Below are 20,838 nucleotides of genomic sequence, written 5' to 3' on the forward strand. Positions count from 1 at the left end.
CCGGCCTTTTTGTGAGGGCTGATGGGCAGGTTAGTAGCCTCGGGCCAGCAGCGGCTTTAAAAAGCGTCCGGTATGAGACACTTTCTGCTCGCTGACCTCCTCGGGCGTGCCTTCAGCGATGATACGTCCGCCGCCGGAGCCGCCTTCGGGACCCAGATCGATGATCCAGTCGGCCGTCTTGATGACATCCAGATTGTGTTCAATGACCACGACCGAGTTGCCCTGCTCGCGCAGGCGATGCAGTACGCCCAACAGCTGTCGAATATCCTCGAAATGCAGTCCGGTAGTCGGCTCGTCCAGAATATAGAGCGTCTTGCCGGTATCGCGTTTGGCGAGCTCACGTGCCAATTTGACGCGCTGTGCTTCGCCACCGGAAAGGGTTATGGCGCTCTGGCCCAGCTTGATATAGGAAAGCCCTACATCCATTAACGTTTGCAGGCGGCGCGCCACGGCAGGTACCGGACCGAAGAATTCGACGGCTTCTTCGATCGTCATCTCCAGCACGTCATGGATGCTGTGTCCCTTGTAGAGGACATCGAGTGTTTCCCGGTTGTACCGCCGACCCCCACACACGTCACAGGGCACATAGATGTCCGGCAGAAAGTGCATTTCCACCTTGATCATGCCCTCGCCCTGGCACGCCTCACAGCGCCCGCCCTTGACGTTGAAGGAGAAGCGTCCGGGCTTGTAACCGCGTGATCGCGCCTCGGGCGTGCCGGCGAAAAGCTCGCGAATCGGTGTGAATATGCCGGTGTAGGTCGCCGGGTTGGAACGCGGCGTTCGCCCGATGGGACTCTGATCGATATCAATGATCTTGTCGAGCTGGTCGAGACCTTCAATATCCTTGAACGGCGATGCTGTCAGCGTTGTGGCCTTGTTGAGCTCGCGGGCTGCCACGGGCATCAGGGTGGCATTGATCAGGGTGGATTTTCCCGACCCCGAAACGCCGGTCACACAGACAAAGAGTCCCAGCGGCAGGGCGAGATCCACGTTGTCCAGATTGTTGCCGCTGGCCTGTGTCAGGCGCAGCATTTTCTCTGGATTGACTGGCGTGCGCGGCGAGGGAATCTCGATGCGTCGGGTGCCGGAGAGATACTGACCGGTCAGCGAGTCCTGACTGGCTTCGATCTCCTCAGGGGTGCCCTGAGCAATGATCTGCCCGCCGTGGACGCCGGCCCCGGGGCCAATATCGAGTACGTGATCCGCGGAGCGAATGGCATCCTCGTCATGCTCGACCACGATGACGGTGTTGCCCAGATCGCGCAACCGGGTCAGGGTCTGCAGCAGGCGGTCGTTGTCGCGCTGATGAAGGCCGATGGAGGGCTCGTCGAGAATATACATGACGCCCACCAGGCCGGCGCCGATCTGGCTGGCCAGTCGAATGCGCTGTGCCTCGCCGCCCGACAGGGTATCGGCGCTGCGCTCCAGCGTCAGATAGTCCAGCCCGACGTTGACCAGAAATTCGAGGCGACTGGTGATTTCGTACAGGATGCGCTTGGCAATCTCGCCCCGGCGGCCGGGAAGATCCATGGCGCCAAAAAACGCCCGGGCCTCGCCGATCGGCTTGGTGACTACTGACGGCAGCGAATGCTCGTCCACGAACACATGGCGCGCTTCGCGACGCAAACGACTGCCATGGCAGGTCGGGCAGGGGCGTACGGCCAGATGGCGCGACAGGTCATCGCGTACCGTGCTCGAATCGGTTTCCCGATAGCGTCGCTCCATGTTGGGCAGCACGCCTTCAAAGGCATGCTCGCGTGAGACCTTCTTGCCGCGGTCGTTAACGTAGGAAAACGATATCGACTCTCGACCGCTGCCGTGCAGAACGACATCACGCACACGCTGCGGAAGCTGCTTCCACTGCGTCTCTAGCTCGAAGTTATAGTGTGCAGCGACAGCTTCCAGCTGATTGAAATAGTAGATGCTGCGTCTGTCCCAGCCCTTGATGACGCCTTCCGACAGCGATAGATCGTCCTGACGAATGAGCTTGTCGGGATCAAAGAACTGATGCACGCCGAGCCCGTCGCAGCTGGGGCAGGCGCCCGCCGGGTTGTTGAAGGAGAACATGCGGGGTTCGAGCTCGGCGATCGAGTAGCCACAGATGGGGCAGGCAAAGCGCGAGGAGAAGATCATGTCTTCGCGGTCGCCATCCATGAAGTACAGCACCGCGGCACCGTCGGAAAGCCCCAGGGCGGTTTCAAACGACTCTGCCAGACGCTGCTCGATGTCTTGGCGAATCTTCAGGCGATCGACCACGACACTGATGTCGTGCTTCTTGTTCTTGTCCAGGGTCGGCAGCTCGTCGAATTCGTACGTCTGGCCATCGATCTGTACCCGCACAAACCCCTGGGTGCGCAGTTCGGTCAGCGCCTGCTGATGCTCGCCCTTGCGGCCCTTGATGATGGGCGCCAGCAGCATTACCCGGGTGCCTTCCTCCAGTGTCAGCGTCTGATCCACCATCTGCGAGACGGTCTGGGCTTCTAGATCGAGCTCGTGATCGGGGCAGCGCGGCGTACCGGCACGAGCATAGAGAAGACGCAGATAGTCGTATATTTCGGTGATGGTGCCGACGGTCGAGCGCGGATTGTGCGACGTGGATTTCTGCTCGATGGAAATGGCCGGCGATAACCCTTCGATGTGATCGACATCGGGTTTTTCCATCATGGAGAGAAACTGACGTGCATAGGTCGACAGCGATTCGACATAGCGCCGCTGTCCTTCAGCATACAGGGTGTCAAAGGCCAGAGAAGACTTGCCTGATCCGGAGAGCCCGGTAATGACAATCAGCTTGTCACGGGGCAGCTCGACATCAATGTTCTTCAGGTTGTGGGTGCGGGCCCCACTCACCGAAATACGATCCATACCTACCTCATCGCCGGCGTCGGAAAGACACTATAGAAGGAGTTGAAAGCGAGGCGCAAAATGCAGTGCACAGCGTTTTCCATGTGGTGCGCAGCCCGGTAAAATGATGGCTGCACGCCCTGAAGGGCAGGTGCCCCTCAGGGCGCATAAAAAGCGGCCGCTTGAAGGGTAGCTTTTGTCAGTTCAGCGGTATACGTGGCAAGGCCTGCATTGCAGTGAATATCCATACAGTTATTATAGACGATCATGTCAAGGCAATGTCCCTGGCAGCCCATTCGTTTAAACATGCCAGCCGGCAATGGAGAGAAACATGGCCCGTGGGGTAAACAAGGTCATACTGATCGGTAATCTGGGTCAGGACCCGGAAGTACGTTTTCTGCCCTCCGGCAGTCCTGTCTGCAATCTGCGTCTGGCAACTACCGATACCTGGACCGATCGTCAGAGCGGTCAGCGTCAGGAGCGTACCGAGTGGCACAGCGTTGTGATGTTCAACAAGCTGGCCGAAATTGCGCAGCAGTATGTCAAAAAGGGCTCTCGACTCTATATCGAGGGCCGACTGCAGACCCGCAAGTGGCAGGGACAGGACGGGCAGGACCGTTACTCGACCGAAATCGTGGCCAACGACATGCAGATGCTGGACAGCCGTAGTGGCGGTCAGGGTGGCGACTTTGGTGGCCAGGGCGGTGGCTATGGCCAACAGTCCGGTGGCCATGATCAGCAGGGTGGCAGTGCTCGCCAGAATGCCCCCGCAGGTGGCCAGAATCAGGGTGGCTACGGCCAGGGCCAGAACAACTATGGCCAGAATTCTCAGCAAAATGGCCAGGGCAACCAGCAGGGCGGCCAGAATCAGGGCGGCGGCGCGCCCAATCCCGGCAGCTTCGATGATTTCGACGACGAGATTCCGTTTTAGAAATTCGTCTGTCATGTGGTCATAAAGTAGAAACGATAATGCCTTCCATCCGGAAGGCATTTTTTTACCCTGAAACCCTTTAAATGGAGGCGAAAAGCTGTTTCCAGTGGTTGATGATTTCCTGGCGGTCAAAGCGTCTGGCATTTTGAGCCGCGGCTGAGGACAGGTCTGCATATTTGTCAGGCGCGATCGCGTTTTCGATGGCGTCAGAAAACTGCTGCTGATCAAAGACAGGGACCAGATAGCCATCCTTGCCGTGAGTCACAATTTCTCGTGGCCCTGTCTCACAATCGAAGGCAACGATAGGCAGCGCATGGCACTGTGCTTCTATGAGAGACATTGGCAGTCCCTCGAACCGTGAAGGCATCAGCATGATATCGGCACGCTGATACAGGTCTCCGATATCGTGACTATTGCCATGAAGCTCGCAGTGATTTTCCAGTCCGTTCTGTTGAATCAGGGATTGCAGTTTGGGACGGTCTTCTCCTTCTCCTGCAATAACGAGCTTCCAGTCAGGGTGACGCGATATAAAGTCTTTCCAGGCGGGAATCAGTAAATCGAACCCTTTTTGATAGGTCAGCCGCCCTACGCCAATGGCAATCCTGCTGGAAGGGGCCGTTCTGGCGTCTGAAATTTCCGTAAAAGGAGACGGGTTGGGAATATATAAAAGTTTTGAGCGTTTGCTGAATTGCTCGACATCCCTTGAGGTTAAAAAGATGACCCGGTCATAGCGAGGCAGTGTGATACGTTTGAGTCTCAGCACCATGCCCGAGTGGCTGCTAAAGGCGATGTGTTCACAGGCAATATGACGTGTCCGGCGAGAGAAACATCGATCCTTTACTATAAACGGCGCGGCAAAAACGGTTAGTCGTCCCATACTGGGGTAAAGCACAATGTCCGGACGATCCTTTTTTACAAGTTTAAAGGCTTTCGATAGCAGCTTTAAATAACCAGCCTGACCGGACAGATTGTCCTTGTTCAGAGCAACGATTTCGATATCAGGAAAATGATAGGTCGTGTGCAGATCGTGATCGAGCAGACCTATAATCTTTACATCTGCCTCCTGGGCCAGCAAAGGCAGTATAACGCTACATACACGCTCGATACCGCCGCCGGTTGTTATATTGTCGATAATGACGTGAATTTTTTTGCCGGCTATATCATTCATCAAAATGTTCCTGAAGCGATGTAGACAAAATAAATATTTCAATAAATGACGAGCGATTTACCCAGTATGGCCGGAGGCAGGTCAGCTCTGTTATTGAAACGATATTGATCGGTGTAGCAGTCGGATGCTTTCGACTCATGAGACAGGAGCCACTAAACAGATCGACAAGCCTACTACTCGCCTTGAGTGGAGGCTATGCAGATGCAGTGTCGATTTTCCTATTTTCCTCCTTTCAGCCGCGCCTGGAGAAGTTTCAGGATGGCGCGCTCTTCAGGACCTGTCAGATCATCATAATCAAGCGCTTCCTCGATCTGCTCCAGAAAATGTCGTAACAGCCGGCCATCAAGATAGCTTTCGATGATTCGCGGGTCGATATAGCTTGCGCGGGCAATGCTGGGGGTGTTGCCCAGTCGGGCGGCCACACGCTCTACCGCCTCACGGATATATTGCTGGCTGGCATCGTCATCATCGCCAATGCCCAGTTCATCCAGCGCCAGAGCCGCGATGGAGGTGCCCGCCCAGGTGCGAAAATCCTTGGCACTGAAGCGCTCGCCCATGACGTCGTGGATATAGTCGTTGAGGTCGTGGCTGTCGACGCGAACCTTGTGCCCGTCGTCATCGAAGTACTTGAAGATTTCGTAGCCGGGAATATCGTCAAGCTCTTCGACAATCCGTGCCAGCTTTTCATCCTCGACCACCTTGTGCTGTTGCTGGCCACTCTTGCCCTGGTAGTCGAAAATCAGTTCGTCACCATTGATGGTCAAGTGGCGGGAACGCATGGTGGTCAGGCCGTAGGACTCATTCTGCTCGCTGTAGCTTTCGTTGCCGGGGCGAAAGTAGGCCGTATCCAGCAACCTGACCATGCAGGCCAGTACCTTTTCACGCGGCATGCCGTCGCGCGCCATGTGCTGACCGGTGATGCGTCGCATGGTCGAAAGCCGCTGGGCAAAGTCGACAATGCGATCAAACTTCATCTTCTCTCGCTGCTCACGCCACTCGCTGTTATAGATATACTGCTTGCGCCCGGCACTGTCCCGGCCCGTGGCGTGTATGCGGGCATCGACGTCCAGCATGACTACCACGTTCTGCCAGGCTGGCGGAATGGCCAGCCCCTTGATCCACGTGCGCCATTCGCGGTCCTGGAAGGTCCTGCCCCGCTCATCACGATAGGTAAACCCCTTGCCACAGCGATGGCGGGTAACGGTTGTTGCTTCTTTTGTCATGCGGACAGGCTTCTTTGATGTTGAACGTAACGGTGGTCCCTGATCAAGAATAGACGATTGTGCCCCGCCCCTGCGGCAGGATCGCCGGCATGACGCAAGGCTGGAGCAGTGCAACCCATGAGAATTTTTTGTAAAGTGTCGGGCCTGCCGCGTCACTGCCCGCCGAGAGTGACGTCATTTTCTGCCGGGCCGCAAAATCAATGAAATTACTACTGCTTGATGCCGATCACTGCCTTGGCCGGGCGTTGATCGATGAAAGTGCATCGCGAAGCGATGTTGAGCTGATCGTTGAACGTTCCCGTCAATGCTCGTCGTCGCAGCTGGGATCATGGGCGCCGGATGCCGTCATTTTTCCGCCGTTGCTGTGTCCGGCCAGTGTCGACTACGCCGAAATGGTTGAGCATGTCGATCAGGTGGAAGCCATCATGACCGCCTGTCACGCACAGGCGGTGCCACTGGTCTGGTTTGTCAGCGATCAGATCTTTGATGCCGGGTCGGATATGCCCATCGAGGAGAGTGTGCTGCCGTCGCCGCGTGATGAAGGCCTGCAACGTTTGCTGGAAACGGGCAACCGTCTTCGATCAAGGCTGGCCGAGCACTTTATTGTCCGTATCGGACCGCTGATGGCGCTGGAAGGGCGCAACGCCTGGCTGGCACAAATGCTTGAAGCCATGGTCGATGGCAGGCCCCTGCGGGCGGCGGAAGACGAGATTGTCTGTCCGACCCCGGTACAGGCCGTGGCACGGGCCGTGATCGGTATGCTGGCCCAGCAGTTTTCAGGCGCCAATGCCTGGGGCGCCTATCATCTTGCCGGCGTTGAGCCGGTCAGCCTCTACACCTTTCACGGCGTCGTGCGTCACCAGCTGGAAATGCAGCTGGAAAGGCGACATATCAATCTGATACCCGGTGAGATCCAGCCATTGCACCATCATCATGATCAGCCGCTACGACGCGTACTCAATTGTCGTCAGATGCTCGAGACCTTTGGCGTGCATCAAAAGCCCTGGCGGCTGGCGCTGGATGCCATGCTCGAGCAGTGGTGTCAGATGCGCTTTGACGAGGAGAAGAGGCCGTGAAGGCGCTACGTAGTCTTTTGTTTTATACCGGCTATCTGGTGGCCATTATTGTCAGCGCGGTAACTCTGGTGCCGCTGGCATTTTGTCTGCCGCTCAACGGCCGCTTTTGGGTGCTGAATCTTTACAATCACTTCATCGTGTTCTGGTTCCGGCTCTGCTGTGGCGTGCGCTATCGTGTTGAAGGTCGTGACCACGTTCCGGATACTCCCTGCGTGCTGCTGGCCAACCATCAAAGCGAGTGGGAAACCCTGTTCCTTCAGACCATCAAGTCGCCCATGTGTACGGTACTCAAGCAGGAGTTGCTGAAAATCCCTGTCTTCGGGTGGGCGCTAAGGATGCTCAGGCCCATTCCGCTGGATCGATCAAAACCATCCCGCGCGCTCAGAATGGTGCTGAAGGAAGGGGCCGACAGGCTTGCCTCCGGACTGTCCGTACTGCTGTTTCCTGAAGGGACCCGGGTGCCGCCCGGCGAGCGCCGCCGCTTTAATAAAAGCGGCATCCATATGGCCTGTCGGGCGGGGGTGCCGATATTGCCGGTGGCCCACAATGCCGGCGAGCACTGGCCGAGCAAGAGCTTTATCAAAATACCGGGGCAGATCAACGTCGTGATTGGTGAGCCCATTGCCACAAGGGATCGCACACCGGATGAGGTCACCAGGGAGGTCGAGCAGTGGATCGAACAGCAGCTGTCACGTATTTCAAGTGTGCCCAGGCCTGCCCTGGAAGAGGCTTCTGCCAGCGCCCTGTGATCAACGCCCTGTTAATAGGCAATGTGCTAAAAATTGAAAGCAGACATGAAAAAGGGCGCCCATCAGGGCGCCCTTCCTTTTGATCCAATAGCACCGCTATCAGGCGTTTTGATCCGCCATGCGCTGGAAAATCAGGCAGGCGTTGGTCCCGCCAAACCCGAAGCTGTTGGACAGCACGCGATCAAGGCGCACGCCGTCACGACGGCTGGTCACGATATCCAGATCCCTGGCTTCCGGATCGATTTCATCAATGTTGGCTGACGCGCAGATGAAATCGTTTTGCATCATGAGAAGCGAATAAATGGCTTCCTGTGCACCGGTAGCGCCCAGAGAGTGCCCGGTCAGTGACTTGGTCGAGGAGAGTGCGGGGACCTTTTCGCCAAAGACATCACGCAGCGCCTTGATCTCGCACATGTCGCCGACCGGCGTTGAGGTGCCGTGCGTGTTGATATAGTCGATGTCACCGTCAACGGTGGCCAGTGCCTGCTGCATGCAGCGCGCACCACCTTCACCGGAAGGGGCGACCATATCGTGGCCGTCAGAGTTGGCACCGTAGCCCACGACTTCACCATAGATCTTCGCGCCGCGCGCTCTGGCGTGCTCAAGCTCTTCGAGCACCAGCATGGCGCCGCCACCGGCAATGACAAAGCCGTCACGGGCCGTATCGTAGGCGCGAGAGGCCTTTTCAGGGTGGTCGTTGTAGCTGGTGGACAGTGCGCCCATGGCATCAAACAGGCACGACAGGGTCCAGTGCTCTTCCTCGCCACCGCCGGCAAAGACGATGTCCTGCTTGCCCAGCTGGATCTGCTCGACAGCGCTGCCGATACAGTGGGCCGAGGTCGCACAGGCGGAGGAGATGGAATAGTTGACGCCCTTGATACCAAAAGGGGTGGCCAGACAGGCTGACACGGTGCTGCCCATGGTACGGGTCACCCGGTAGGGCCCGACCCGGCGCAGTCCCTTGTCACGCAGGATGTCGGCGGCTTCTACCTGGTTTGCAGAAGAGGCGCCGCCCGAGCCTGCAATCAGCCCGGTACGCATGTTGGACACATCATTGGGCGCAAGCCCGGCATCCTCGATGGCCTGCTGCATCGACACATAGGCGTAGGCGGCAGCGTCGCCCATGAAGCGGCGCTGCTTGCGGTCGACCAGAGCGTCCAGATCGATGTCCACGACGCCGGCAACATGGCTTCGCATTCCGCGCTCGACATACTCGTCGCGAAAGCGAATGCCCGAACGGCCTTCCTTCAGGGATTGAAGTACCTGATGCTGATCGTTGCCCAGGCAGGAGACAATGCCCAGGCCAGTGACTACCACTCGTCGCATGGGAGCCTCCCCATCAGAAATTCGCAGTGGAGGTGAACAGGCCAACGCGCAGGTCGTTGGCTTCGTAGATATCGCGGCCGTCCACGGACAGGACGCCATCGGCGATGCCAAGGATCAAACGCCGCGTGATCACCCGCTTGATATGGATATGGTAGGTGACCTTCTCGGCATCCGGAAGGATCTGTCCGGAGAACTTGACCTCGCCACATCCCAGCGCGCGGCCACGGCCGGGGTTACCCAGCCAGCCAAGATGAAAACCTACCAGCTGCCACATGGCATCAAGGCCCAGGCAGCCGGGCATGACAGGGTCGCCCGGGAAGTGACACTGGAAGAACCAGAGGTCAGGGTTAATATCCAGCTCAGCGATCAGCTCGCCCTTGCCGTATTTGCCACCTGCTTCCTGAATATTGGTGATGCGGTCAAGCATCAGCATGTTCGGTGCCGGCAGCTGAGCATTTCCAGGGCCGAAAAGCTCGCCCTGGCTGCATGCAAGCAGCTGATCACGGTTAAAGGAGTGTTGCGTGGTCACTGACATGTTCCGGAAATCAAAGGAATAGGTACTCCTGATGGAGCGCGCCTAGTTTACTGATAGAGGTGGCGAAATGCACGCCAGCGCCGGTGCGCAGGCCCAGAGGCCCCGCATCGCTCTTCAGCTACGTTTAACTCAATGCCTTGAAGGCGTCCAGCGCTCGCTGACGTGCCACGCGATGATCTACCATCGCCACCGGATAACCCGTCTGCTGGCAGGTGGTTTCATCAGGCGCATGGCATTTTTTGGCGTCAACGTTTGCCAGTTCGGGCACAAACTCTGCAATAAATGTGCCTTCCGGGTCAAAGCGTCTGGACTGGGTGGTCGGATTGAAGATACGAAAATAGGGTGATGCATCCGTTCCCGTAGAGGCCGCCCACTGCCAGCCGCCATTGTTGGCGCCCAGCTCACCGTCCACCAAATGCTGCAGGAAAAACGCTTCTCCCCAGCGCCAGTCTATCAACAGATGCTTGCTAAGAAACATGGCCGTCACCATCCTTAGACGATTGTGCATCCATCCGGTCGTGGTTAACTGGCGCATGGCAGCATCGACCAGCGGATACCCCGTGTTCCCTTCGCACCAGCGTTGAAAGTCTTCTTCGCTGTGGCGCCAGACCATTGCCCGGGTATGTTCCTGAAACGGCTGATGGCAGCTGACGCGGGGAAAGCCGACCAGCACATGCTGGTAGAACTCGCGCCAGACGATCTCACTGATCCAGCTTTGCAGGTTACTGTCACCATCACCCAGATGTCCGCCATTTCTGGCCGCTGCAGCGTTGATGCACTGACGCCAGGAAATCATGCCCAGTGCCAGCCAGGCGGAGAGTCCGCTGGTGGCCGTCATGGCCGGGAAATCGCGTCCCTCGTCGTAATGATGCGCCCTTTTCTGAAGAAAGCGGGCCAGACGGTCCTGCGCGGCCTCTTCTCCGGCGGGCCAGTCAGCGGCGTTGATCACGGTTTGGCTGGTGTCGAGTTCAGGCACGGCATCATCGATCACATCGTCGAGCGCGGCCTGGGTGGCGGGGGCATCGAACTGCTGAAGCTGGTCGGCGCCGATGTTTTTAAGCCAACTCTTGTAGAAGGGTGTAAAAACACTGTAGTAGCGCCCGTCGCCTGTTTTAAGCTCGCCGGGCGTAAAGGCGACCTGATCGGTATAACGATGCACCTCCAGCGCACGCTGGTGAAAACGCTCGCTGACCTGCCGGTCGCGCCGTCGTTCGTTGAGGCCATATTCATCGTTGAAATGCAGGGCAGGACACGCCAGTGTCTCTGCCAGCTCAAGAAGCTGATCGGGCAGGGTGTCAAAGTGCTCGGCTTCAATGATCTTCAATGGAATATTGAGCCTGCCAAGCTGCTCTGACAGCGCTGCAACCCCACGTCGCCAGAAATCGAGCTTGTTGTCGCCGTGGCCGTGCTGTCGCCACTGCTGCGGCGTCCAGCAAACCACGCCGATGACAGGGCCGCGCTGCGCTGCATGATGAAGCGCCGTGTTGTCTTCGCATCTCAGGTCGGTTCGAAACCAGACCAGCTGACGCCCGGTGGTCATACCCCTGTTCCTTTCGCAAGCGACCCGCCTTGAGGCGGGTCGCAGTCATTCAATAACGTGGTCGGCCTCAGCCATGACGTGCAGTGGCGAGTCTCAGCTGTGCGATGGCACGGCCCGGATCATTATCCAGCGCACTCAGGTTCTCTTCATCCGTGTCACGCAGCTGTCGCGTAACGGAACCCGAGACCCGGATAGGCAGTATGCCCTGATAGGCGGCCTGCGAGAGCTGGCGGCGAAGGCCTTCGATATCGGCTTCCATGGCGCCGGAGAGAACGATGGTTCTGGCATCCTTTTGACGAGCGGCTTCAATGAGTTCGCCAACGGGGACCGGGCCATCAAAAAGCGTGATGTAAAAGCCGGCGCTGCTGGCCGTAAAGGCAAACAGCAACTGCCAGAGCGCGCCGCAGCCACCGGGGAGATAGCTCATGAGAATGCGGGGCTCGGTATTCTCATGATTGCCATGATACAGCCGCAGGCCCAGTCGGGTTCTTAAAAAGGACTCCAGAAAGCAGCGCTGGGCCATGGGCGTGGAATGATCCTTCCAGACATTCTCCAGGCGCTCGACCACAGGCTGCCAGAGACGCGAGATGGCCGTGTTGACCGGATACAGTCCCATGCTTCGAGTGAATAGATTCTCGAGTCGGTTGGTATCGAACTCGGCCACGGCGTCGATGACTTCGAGTCGCTGACCTTCCCAGTCATGATCCGGGGCGGTGTCTTCGGCAACCGACGACTGAGCGCTGTCTTCTGGCGTGGCGGCATCGCTTGAGCCTGAGGCCTGATCGAGCAGTTCTCCTACCTGACTGACCGGTACGCCCCGGTTGAGCCACTGCAGGATACGCTCGACCCGCTCGATATCTTCGCGCGCATAAAGCCGATGCCCCTTGGGGGTACGTCTGGGCTGGATCAGACCGTAACGGCGCTCCCATGCACGCAGCGTTACCGAGTTGACGCCGGTCAGGCGTGACACCTCTCTTATGGGGTAGAGCGGTCCGCCGACAGCATTTGCCACTTTCTCAGTCATAGTAAACGAGAGCCTCCTTCGCAGTTCCTGCTGGCAGGAACGTGGATACGCATATTGAGACGTCCACGTTGCGAAAATGAGCTATTCGACCTGCATGCATGATGGCTTCAGCGATCATGGTCGAACAAATAAATTTAACCTGTGTAGGACAAGAGTGTAGCAGTATTTACACAGGTGTTGTACGTCAATCTTTATTCTGTACAACTGCTGTCACGCTGATTCTCTGCCACGATCGAGACAACAACGTCGGCAAATGACGGGTGCTGGCCGACCGGGTCCAGCAGGGTGAGAGAGAGTTCGGGGCTGGCATGACGCAGCGCTTCCAGCTGCGCCGGCACGTCCTCGCGCAGATGGCGCCCGGCGGCAAAAAAGAGCGGCAGGATATCGATGCTGTTGAACCCTTCGGCGTGCAGCTCCTCGACCACGGTTTCAAGCAGCGGGTCACAGAGTTCCATATAGGCCAGTCGCACCGGAGAGGACATGCGCTCCTTGAGGCGCTGCTCCAGTGTTTCAAAGGGTGCCTGCCAGCGGCTGTCCGTGGAGCCGTGGGCCAATACGATCAGTGCAGTTGTCATGACAGTTTTATTCCTGAGTCAGCAAAATATTATCGAACCGGGTGACCGCGTTCATGAGTTACAAATAGCCCGGGCAAGCCGAGTACCCGATAGCCAGGCCGCCTCGACACGGCCATCAATGTACCCGTCGCCACAAAGTGACAGGCCCTCTGGCATGTCGATGACATAGCCGGCGTTGTCGTCTGCCGGCCTGCGGGGCTGGGCGTATCGCCATCGGTGCGCGCCCTGCGCCTCGATCGCCGGCAGCGCTTCGGGATAAGCCTGTTGAAAGGCGTGCACCATCTCGTCGGCCACTCGAGCAGAGTCTCCTTCAAGGTGGCGATCAGACCAGTCATCGCGTGAGAGCAGCGAAAGGCGCTCTCCGTCGGGCTGTCCGGGGCGTGTCTGCTGGCGGGCCGCCCAGCGCAGCACCGGTGAGTCCTCAAGGAAGGCGCCGTGCCATGTGTCGATCCCCGCCGGCATGTTCAGCGGTGCCTCAAGGCACACCCATGTGCTCCAGCACGACGACATGTCGGGCAGGGAAAACCGGGAGGCCACATCGCCCAGCAATTCAGCCGCCTGAGGCGCCGGGATGGCCACGATGACATGGTCAAATCCCGACCAGCAGCGACCGTTCTGATCCTTGAGCACCCATTTTGACCGGGCACGAGTCATCGAGGTGATTCGCACCTGCTGGCGTATTTCCAGCGATTCGGCCAGCGCCTCGGGCAGAACCGCCATGGAGGGCATTCCCGCATAACGGGGATGCTCGGGGCGCTGTGTTTGCCATTGTCCGCCGCTTTGGGATGCCATGACCTGCGGCCAGCGAGTGACCACATCCTGCTGTTCGAAGGACTGAATGAGACGTGCGAAGTCAGGATCCCGTACGGTGAAATACTGGGCGCCCAGATCGAACAGGCCGTGCGCGTTACACCGTGAGGACATTCGCCCACCCGGGCGGCGCCCCTTATCGAAAATTTGTACATTCTTCCCCGCCTGCTGCAGCACTCGGGCGGCCGCCAGCCCGGCCATGCCGGCGCCGATGACGGCTATATTGTGCAAGAAGTCCACGAAAGCCTCAAATTGTCTGAAGGCGTTGAGCCCCGATCTCGCCGGGGCCACCGGGCGCCATCCTGATAAATCTTGTACGTTATATGTACCAAAAGGGCGTTGACGTTGAAAACGGCGCGTACGAATTCTGAATACCGGCCGTGGCCGGTCGGCACGATCTCCATGAACCGGAACGGGGGAGAGTAACGTGAATATAGTGATTACCGGAGCGACCGGCTTTGTCGGGCAGGCACTGTGTCAGTATCTGCATGAGAAGGGGCACACGCTGATGGTGGTGTCCCGCCAGCCGGACAAGGCGCATGCCACCATTGGTGTGCCCGTCATGGCACGTGCAGCCGCCATCGATTTTGCCGGCCAGACGGTGGATGCCGTGGTCAATCTGGCCGGCGAGCCCATTTTCAATCGTCGCTGGAGCGAGGCACAGAAACAAAAACTGATCGCTTCACGTCTCAAGGCCACGCGCGATGTCGGCGAGCTGTGTCAGCGTCTTGCAACGCCACCACGCCAGCTGATTTCAGGCTCTGCAATGGGGTACTACGGGGATCAGGGCAGTCGGGAGGTGACCGAGCAGACCTCGCCTCATGACGAGTTTGCCCACAGGCTCTGTCGGGAATGGGAAGAGGCCGCGCAGCAACTGGCCACGGATCAGATGAAGGTCGCCTGCATCCGCATCGGCCTGGTGCTGGACCGCGACGGTGGCATGCTCAAGCCCATGCGACCCATGTTCCGCCTGGGCGTGGGCGGTCGGCTGGGCAAGGGACGGCAGTACATGCCCTGGATTCATCGCCACGACCTGGTGCGCATCATCGATTTTCTGCTGCAGCGTGATGATGCCGAAGGCGTCTGGAATGCCGGTGCGCCGCAGCCCGTAACCAACGCGGAATTTACCCGCACGCTGGCGGCCAGCCTGAATCGGCCGGCGCCCTTTGTCGTGCCGGGTGGGGTTATATCGATGGCGCTGGGCGAAATGTCACAGCTGTTGCTGACCGGGGCACGCATGCTTCCGGCAAGGCTTGAAGCCGCCGGTTTCCGGTTTGACTATCCCACCCTTGAAAAGGCCCTGACCGCCATCGAACATCGCGCCGCCTGAACGGCGCGACAGGCCAGATGACCCGCTTACTGCGGATCAACGGTCACGATGACACGCACGGCATCCAGCTGCAGACGGGTGCCGGCGATGGCATTTTCAAGGGCTGCGCGCTCCTGGCGGAGCATTTCAACCTCCTCGGCGCGCACGTCCGGATTACGCTGTGCCAGTGCCTTGAGCCGATCGATTTCACTATTCAATTGCTGCGTCATCTGCGCTCTGGCCTGATCCACCAGTGCCGGCAGCTCCAGCTCGGCCTGCTGTTCGGCCTGATCGAACAGCTCGCGCAGCTGCTGCTGGCGTTCCCGCACCAGATTCCGGGCCACCCCTTTCTTGACGTGACGCAGGTTCTTCGCCAGACCGCCAAAGGAGACCTTGTCGGAGAGCACCTGGCCCGATTCATCCAGCAAAACGCGCACCGTGGCCGGCGGGAAAAAGCGGTTGACGTGCAGTGCCTTCGGCGCGCTGGTACGCGTACGGAAGATGGCTTCCAGCATGAAGCGACCACCCGGGATGGACGGATGGGCCAGCAGTGCCAGCGCCGTATTGCCCATGCTTTCGTTGGTGGCCCGCGAGAGCATCTCACGCACCAGCGGATGCTCCCAGGACAGGCGCTGCAGGTCATCGCGGGACAGCGCGCGCTGGCGTGAACGGGTAGCGGTAAAGCCCTCTTCACCACGGATCAGGCCGGGCATGCCATCGACCATGTGAGACCCCGGGTGCAGATAGCTCAGGCCTTCGTCCGTTTCACGGGTGTCGATACCAAAGACGTCCAGCGCCTGCTCGAGATAGCGATCAAGCGTTGCATCCTCATCCAGTGACTGTACGGCCTCGATCATCTCGTTGGCGTGATGGGCGTCAAACGAGCTCCAGCTCAGCAGACGATCACGCCCGGCCTCGCGCTCCTGGCGTGTCTGCACGGCCAGCGTACGGGACGCCTCGATCACTTCCTCCAGGGCTTCATCGTCCAGCAGGGCTTCAAACAGTGCATCCCCATGGGCATCGCTGATAACGCTGCCCAGACCACTGGGGGCCTCAAAGGCGGCCAGTGCCTCCTGATACCAGCGCAGCAGGGCGGCGGCCGGGCTGCCTGCCATGACCGGCAGATGGATCTCGACATCGTGCTGCTGGCCGATACGGTCCAGGCGGCCGATACGCTGTTCCAGCTGATCGGGATGGGGCGGCAGATCGAACAGGATCAGGTGGTGGCAGAACTGAAAGTTGCGGCCTTCCGAGCCGATTTCCGAGCAGATCAAAAGCGGGCTGCCATCCTCGGCTTCGGCAAAGGCCGCCGCGGCGCGGTCGCGCTCGATCAGTGTCATGTTTTCATGAAAGACCGGCACATGCAGTCCGGTGAGGACCTGCAGCCCGGCGGCCAGCTCGCGCGCGGTTTCGCCGTAGTGGCAGATCAGCAGGGCCTTTTCGCCGGGATGCGCCTTGAGCCATTCACGCAGCCATGTCATGCGCGGATCAAAGCGCCACCAGCGGTCATCGTCCTGGGTGTCCTGCCGGCGGGCCTCAAAGGTGGCCTCGGGGTAGAGCAGAATCTCCGGGTAGTCCAGCCCGGTTTCGATCAACAGGCTGTCGAGATGGTCCTCATCCCGGCTGATGCGTTGCTCGATGCGACGATAGGCGCCCGGGTTTTCCAGCTCGCTCACCTGCAGGCGACGCGCTGGGAAACCGCTGACATGCCGGCGACTGTTGCGGAACATGACCCGGCCCATACCGTAGCGGTCAAGCAGCACCCGGCGCAGCGATTCGCGCAGCGACGGCTGTTCGTCATCTCCGGCCTGCATCAGGGACTCCAGCAGGGTCAGCGCCTGCGGGTCATCCTCCACGATGCGGTGCAGGACATCACGATGCTGCGTCTGCGCGGGCAGGTGCTCGAGGGCCTCGATCGCCTCGGCAAGCGTTGCGTGGCCGCGCTGCTCGGCGCGAAAGGCGTCAATGTCATGATAGCGCTCGGGATCCAGCAGACGCAGACGGGCAAAGTGGCTGACATCGCCCATCTGCTCCGGCGTGGCGCTCAGCAGCAGCAGCCCGGTACGCTGGGTCGCCAGTGCTTCAACGCACTGATAGCCGGTATCACCGCCGTTTTCCGGGTCCCACTCGAGGTGCTGGGCTTCATCGACGATCAGCATGTCCCAGTCACAGGCCTGGGCCTGACTCTGGCGCTCGGGATTGGCGAAAAGCCACTGCTGGCTGGCCAGTACCAGCTGCGCGGACTCAAACGGGTTGCCGTCGCTGCCACGCGCCTCGCTTTGCTGCTCATCCAGCAGCGTGACTTCAATGGAGAAACGACGCAGCAGCTCTACCAGCCACTGGTGCGTGAGGCTGTCCGGGACCAGAATCAGGGCGCGCTCGACGCGGCCGGTCAACAGCAGGCGATGCAGCACCAGACCGGCCTCGATGGTCTTGCCGAGGCCGACCTCATCGGCCAGCAGCACACGTGGCAGGCGGCGACTGGCGATATCGTCGGCGATATGCAGCTGATGCGGAATCAGGTCGATGCGCGGGCCGGAAAGGCCGAAGCCGGGGTGGCGTTCGATGCGCGCCAGATGCTGAAGGCTACGGTAGCGAAGGTTGAAGGCGTCATTGCGATCGATCTGGCCGGTCAGCAGTCGGTCACGGGCCTGATGAAACTGCATTCGATCGCTGATGCGTGATTCGGGCAGTTCACGCTCGCCGTTGCTGTCCTGACCGATATAGGTGATCCGACCGCCTTCGTCGCGCAGCTCGCTGACCAGCAGGACCTGACTGTCATCGGTATCGATGCGGTCGCCGCGTCCGAATACCACGCGGGTCAGGGGGGCTTCACGCACGCTGTAGGTTCGGGTTTCATCGCTGGCGGCAAACAAAACGGTCACGCTGCGGGCATCGCAGCTCAATATGGTGCCAAGACCCAGCTCGGTTTCGCCGTCACTGATGAAGCGTTGACCGGGAATAAAATTGCTCATGATGCCTCGAAAATGTCGCCTCGTGGGGGCGCGGTACAGATGTGAATCGGTCATCGACTGGAGATGAACTGTCGTGGATCACCGGCACGGCCTGCCGTCAGCGATGACCCTTGAAAAGGGTGCCCATCTTAACCAAAAGAGAGGACCTGCGGGGCGTTGATGTGAGCATGTGTTACCGCGGCGATGACGCGATCAGAGCCGGCAGGTCATCCACGCGCCTCAGGGCGCTGTCCGGCCCGACCTGCAGCAGCACCGGCAGGCGGCGGCTTCCGGTCAGGGCCAGCAGGTGCTGACGAGGATCCAGCAGCAGTGCCGTGTCTTCCAGTTCGAGCTGGTGGTCGGGATGTTGATCCAGATAGCGGATAACGCTTAAAAGCGGCTCTCCCTGATTGACCAGCGCAAGTTCCGGGCGTTGCCCGGCGGGCAGATCGGCCAGCTTTTGAAGCCACTGTCGGCAGGGGGTGCAGTCACTGCGCCACAGCAGGAGATGACGGGCAGGGGCATCATGGGCCGGTGTGATCGAACGGCCTTCAAGTGACTTGAGGGTCAGCGCGGCCAGGGTGTCGGGAAGCGGTGTCTGCAGACCTGATCGATACTGCTCCAGCCCCCACCAGAGCCCGTTTGTGATCATGATCAGCAGGCAAAGCCTCTGGCGCAGGGTTGGACGCTGGCGGCAGTACCACAGTGTCCAGACCAGCAGTGCGATCAGACCGCCGGCGGGGGCAACGCCGGTACTCCAGAGATGCCCTGACCACACAGGATGGCGCAGGGTGGTGTCCTGGAAAAGCCATGTCCAGAGGCTGGCGCCGGTCAGCCAGAACACCAGGGCGCCCAGTGCCCAGCATGTTGTGGTGGTGCGTGCCGCCGGGCTGATGACATGTGCCGCCAGCAGCGTCATCGTGGCGCATGCCACGGCCAGCTGCACAGGAGACAGGGAGATCATGGCACCCTCAAGAAGATCCATTGGTTTTTTCCATCATGCGTTAAACTTGGACAGTCCGGCATGGCCGGTCATGCTCGCTGATCCATGTCGTTGCCGGTGATTGTCATGCCTGATTCCCGTTCCACACGCCCTCGACGTCGCGATACACCACGTATCGTGGCCATCTCTGCCCAGGCGTTCGGCTTTATTCTGATCGTGCTCTTTGAGACCCTGTTGCCTGAACATCTGAAACGTCCATCCCAGGGCCTGGTCCTGGCCGCCATGCTCGTGGCAGCGCTCTATTCTGCGCTGCTGCGCCGTTATTACCGCAATCGGTCGCTGAAGCGCCGCGACCATGAGTCCTTCCATGACCAATGACAGCAATACCGGTGCGCTGGTGCACTGGGCAAGCCAGCATGGCGCAGCGTCGGACGAGTGCAGCGGGATGCGCCTGTTGTCCGACGGTCTTGATGCCTTTGAAGTGCGTGCCCATCTGGCACGCCATGCTGAACACAGCATCGACAGTCTGAGCTATATCCTTGAGGAGGGCACCACCACCCAGGTGCTGATGGCCGAACTGCTGGCCGCGGCCGAGCGCGGTGTCGATGTCAGGATGCTGGTGGATGACATGAGCGCCATCAACGTGCAGCGCAAGCTGCGCGCCATGCAGACTCATCCGCGCATCGAGGTGCGCCTGTTCAACCCGGTGACCTTCTGGCGGCGCCATTACTGGAGCCATCGACTGGCGATGGCACTGACCATCCGCCGCTCGCATCGTCGCATGCACAACAAGCTCTGGCTGGTGGATGGTGCGGTCGGCATCGCGGGCGGGCGCAATCTCAGCGATGACTACTTCATCACTGAAAGCAACTACAACTTCGCCGATCTCGACATGCTGGTCGCCGGCGGCCGTATCGCCGATCAGATGCGCGAATGCTTCAGTCGGTACTGGCATGGTCACTGCGTGCGTACGCTGGCGGCCCTGGTACCGGAAGAGCCGGGCTACGACTGGCAGGCGTTGCGCGATGAGCTCAGGCGTAAACTGTCCGGCGAATCACTGGCGGACTCTCCCTTTCTGCCCATCCATCATGATGAAACACGCGGGCTCGACGAGGGGCTGGGCGAGCTGGTGCAGGCCAGCGGCGAGCTCTACTGGGATCATCCCGACAAGTCCTGCCAGCCGGGCCGGCCTGGCCGCGAATTCATCATGGGGCCGCACATTGGTGCCATGGTGGCCGATACGCAACACCATATAAAGATTGTCTCGGCCTACTTCATTCCCAGCGAGCGGGACGTCATCGATCTGGAAGCGCTGCTGGAAAGAGACGTCGAGGTCACCGTGTTGACCAACTCCCTGAAGGCCAGCGATACGCCGGTGGTCAACGGCGGCTATGCCCCCTGGCGCCGGCGCTTTCTGGAAAGGGGGGCCCACATGTATGAGCTGCGACACGGTCACAAGCCGCGCCGGCGGCGCATGTATCACTTTGGCGCGATGGCCTCGAGTCTGCACGGCAAGGCCATGGTGATGGACGATAAAAGACTCTTTATCGGTTCGTTCAACGTGGATCCACGCTCGACCTGGTGGAACAACGAGATGGGGTTGCGCGTGGATCATGACGGTCTGGTGTCAGAGCTTGATGACGTGATCGAGAGGGCGTTGAGCCCGGCCAGCAGCTTCAGGGTTGAGCAGGATGGCCGGGGGCAACTCTCCTGGGTGACCGTTGACGAAAATGAGCAGGAGCACCGCCTGACCAGAGAGCCCGGCAGCCTGCTGGCTCGGGCCCAGAAATGGCTGGGTGGTCTGCCAGGCGTCTGGAGGCTGCTCTAGCCGTGT

General features: G+C 59.6%; 17 protein-coding genes. 6 read left to right on the plus strand and 11 right to left on the minus strand.

Annotated features, from left to right (window positions below; all coding sequences use genetic code 11):
* Positions 1-30: 30 nt before the first annotated feature.
* Entirely contained in the window at positions 31-2,862 is a 2,832-nt protein-coding gene (uvrA, locus tag C8D72_RS11265; protein WP_115854547.1) for an excinuclease ABC subunit UvrA, read from the minus strand.
* A gap of 310 nt (positions 2,863-3,172) precedes the next feature.
* Between uvrA and C8D72_RS11270 the strand changes: the two genes are divergently transcribed.
* A complete protein-coding gene (locus C8D72_RS11270; RefSeq protein WP_115854548.1) occupies positions 3,173-3,772 on the plus strand; it encodes a single-stranded DNA-binding protein in 600 nt (199 codons plus the stop codon).
* 79 nt (positions 3,773-3,851) lie between these two features.
* On the opposite strand, the gene C8D72_RS11275 is transcribed toward C8D72_RS11270, so the two are convergent.
* Positions 3,852-4,940 (minus strand): glycosyltransferase family 4 protein, encoded by a 1,089-nt coding sequence (locus tag C8D72_RS11275; RefSeq protein WP_115854549.1) that lies wholly within the window; start codon positions 4,938-4,940, stop codon positions 3,852-3,854.
* A 218-nt stretch (positions 4,941-5,158) separates the two neighbouring features.
* On the minus strand, positions 5,159-6,163 hold the full coding sequence (locus tag C8D72_RS11280; protein ID WP_115854550.1) for a DNA topoisomerase IB: 1,005 nt from the start codon (positions 6,161-6,163) through the stop codon (positions 5,159-5,161).
* A 200-nt stretch (positions 6,164-6,363) separates the two neighbouring features.
* Here C8D72_RS11280 and C8D72_RS11285 point away from each other — a divergent pair, with 200 nt between their 5' ends.
* Both C8D72_RS11285 and C8D72_RS11290 read left to right on the plus strand, forming a co-directional pair.
* Positions 6,364-7,239, plus strand: coding sequence for a sugar nucleotide-binding protein (locus C8D72_RS11285; protein ID WP_115854551.1), 876 nt, complete (start codon positions 6,364-6,366; stop codon positions 7,237-7,239).
* Positions 7,236-7,988, plus strand: a complete 753-nt coding sequence (locus C8D72_RS11290) for a lysophospholipid acyltransferase family protein (RefSeq protein ID WP_115854552.1) — start codon at positions 7,236-7,238, stop codon at positions 7,986-7,988. Before C8D72_RS11285 ends, C8D72_RS11290 begins: the two co-directional genes overlap by 4 nt.
* Before the next feature lie 99 nt (positions 7,989-8,087).
* On the opposite strand, the gene fabB is transcribed toward C8D72_RS11290, so the two are convergent.
* The 6 genes from fabB to C8D72_RS11320 all read right to left on the minus strand — a co-directional run bounded on the left by fabB (position 8,088) and on the right by C8D72_RS11320 (position 14,089).
* Positions 8,088-9,314, minus strand: coding sequence for a beta-ketoacyl-ACP synthase I (gene fabB, locus C8D72_RS11295; RefSeq protein WP_115854553.1), 1,227 nt, complete (start codon positions 9,312-9,314; stop codon positions 8,088-8,090).
* 13 nt (positions 9,315-9,327) lie between these two features.
* On the minus strand, positions 9,328-9,843 hold the full coding sequence (fabA, locus tag C8D72_RS11300) for a 3-hydroxyacyl-[acyl-carrier-protein] dehydratase FabA (protein WP_090131928.1): 516 nt from the start codon (positions 9,841-9,843) through the stop codon (positions 9,328-9,330).
* A gap of 130 nt (positions 9,844-9,973) precedes the next feature.
* The gene (phrB, locus tag C8D72_RS11305) at positions 9,974-11,389 is read right to left on the minus strand and encodes a deoxyribodipyrimidine photo-lyase (RefSeq protein ID WP_115854554.1); all 1,416 of its coding nucleotides are present in this window, start codon (positions 11,387-11,389) and stop codon (positions 9,974-9,976) included.
* Positions 11,390-11,456: 67 nt separating this feature from the next.
* A complete protein-coding gene (locus C8D72_RS11310; protein WP_115854555.1) occupies positions 11,457-12,413 on the minus strand; it encodes a MerR family transcriptional regulator in 957 nt (318 codons plus the stop codon).
* Between the two features lie 191 nt (positions 12,414-12,604).
* On the minus strand, positions 12,605-12,988 hold the full coding sequence (locus tag C8D72_RS11315) for a sirohydrochlorin chelatase (protein WP_115854556.1): 384 nt from the start codon (positions 12,986-12,988) through the stop codon (positions 12,605-12,607).
* Positions 12,989-13,039: 51 nt separating this feature from the next.
* Positions 13,040-14,089: an NAD(P)/FAD-dependent oxidoreductase gene (locus C8D72_RS11320; protein ID WP_115854557.1), complete on the minus strand. Its 1,050-nt coding sequence runs from the start codon at positions 14,087-14,089 to the stop codon at positions 13,040-13,042.
* A 136-nt stretch (positions 14,090-14,225) separates the two neighbouring features.
* On the opposite strand from C8D72_RS11320, the gene C8D72_RS11325 reads away from it, so the two are divergent.
* Positions 14,226-15,128: a TIGR01777 family oxidoreductase gene (locus C8D72_RS11325; protein WP_115854558.1), complete on the plus strand. Its 903-nt coding sequence runs from the start codon at positions 14,226-14,228 to the stop codon at positions 15,126-15,128.
* A gap of 26 nt (positions 15,129-15,154) precedes the next feature.
* On the opposite strand, the gene rapA is transcribed toward C8D72_RS11325, so the two are convergent.
* Both rapA and C8D72_RS11335 read right to left on the minus strand, forming a co-directional pair.
* A complete protein-coding gene (gene rapA, locus C8D72_RS11330) occupies positions 15,155-18,082 on the minus strand; it encodes an RNA polymerase-associated protein RapA (protein WP_115854559.1) in 2,928 nt (975 codons plus the stop codon).
* A 172-nt stretch (positions 18,083-18,254) separates the two neighbouring features.
* On the minus strand, positions 18,255-19,046 hold the full coding sequence (locus C8D72_RS11335) for a thioredoxin domain-containing protein (RefSeq protein ID WP_115854560.1): 792 nt from the start codon (positions 19,044-19,046) through the stop codon (positions 18,255-18,257).
* An 84-nt stretch (positions 19,047-19,130) separates the two neighbouring features.
* On the opposite strand from C8D72_RS11335, the gene C8D72_RS11340 reads away from it, so the two are divergent.
* Entirely contained in the window at positions 19,131-19,382 is a 252-nt protein-coding gene (locus tag C8D72_RS11340; protein ID WP_115855096.1) for a hypothetical protein, read from the plus strand.
* Positions 19,372-20,832: a phospholipase D-like domain-containing protein gene (locus C8D72_RS11345; protein ID WP_170140579.1), complete on the plus strand. Its 1,461-nt coding sequence runs from the start codon at positions 19,372-19,374 to the stop codon at positions 20,830-20,832. Before C8D72_RS11340 ends, C8D72_RS11345 begins: the two co-directional genes overlap by 11 nt.
* Positions 20,833-20,838 lie beyond the last annotated feature (6 nt).

The sequence above is a fragment of the Kushneria indalinina DSM 14324 genome (assembly GCF_003385845.1).
Taxonomy (GTDB): Bacteria; Pseudomonadota; Gammaproteobacteria; order Pseudomonadales; family Halomonadaceae; genus Kushneria; species Kushneria indalinina.

Bases quoted from the DNA above. Each gene is read 5' to 3' on its own strand.
- fabB (WP_115854553.1), bottom strand. From the start codon at position 9,314: ATGCGACGAGTGGTAGTCACTGGCCTGGGCATTGTCTCCTGCCTGGGC.
- C8D72_RS11275 (WP_115854549.1), bottom strand. From the start codon at position 4,940: ATGAATGATATAGCCGGCAAAAAAATTCACGTCATTATCGACAATATA.
- rapA (WP_115854559.1), bottom strand. From the start codon at position 18,082: ATGAGCAATTTTATTCCCGGTCAACGCTTCATCAGTGACGGCGAAACC.
- C8D72_RS11335 (WP_115854560.1), bottom strand. From the start codon at position 19,046: ATGGATCTTCTTGAGGGTGCCATGATCTCCCTGTCTCCTGTGCAGCTG.
- C8D72_RS11315 (WP_115854556.1), bottom strand. From the start codon at position 12,988: ATGACAACTGCACTGATCGTATTGGCCCACGGCTCCACGGACAGCCGC.
- C8D72_RS11345 (WP_170140579.1), top strand. From the start codon at position 19,372: ATGACCAATGACAGCAATACCGGTGCGCTGGTGCACTGGGCAAGCCAG.
- uvrA (WP_115854547.1), bottom strand. From the start codon at position 2,862: ATGGATCGTATTTCGGTGAGTGGGGCCCGCACCCACAACCTGAAGAAC.
- C8D72_RS11270 (WP_115854548.1), top strand. From the start codon at position 3,173: ATGGCCCGTGGGGTAAACAAGGTCATACTGATCGGTAATCTGGGTCAG.
- C8D72_RS11280 (WP_115854550.1), bottom strand. From the start codon at position 6,163: ATGACAAAAGAAGCAACAACCGTTACCCGCCATCGCTGTGGCAAGGGG.
- C8D72_RS11310 (WP_115854555.1), bottom strand. From the start codon at position 12,413: ATGACTGAGAAAGTGGCAAATGCTGTCGGCGGACCGCTCTACCCCATA.
- C8D72_RS11340 (WP_115855096.1), top strand. From the start codon at position 19,131: ATGCCTGATTCCCGTTCCACACGCCCTCGACGTCGCGATACACCACGT.
- C8D72_RS11285 (WP_115854551.1), top strand. From the start codon at position 6,364: ATGAAATTACTACTGCTTGATGCCGATCACTGCCTTGGCCGGGCGTTG.
- phrB (WP_115854554.1), bottom strand. From the start codon at position 11,389: ATGACCACCGGGCGTCAGCTGGTCTGGTTTCGAACCGACCTGAGATGC.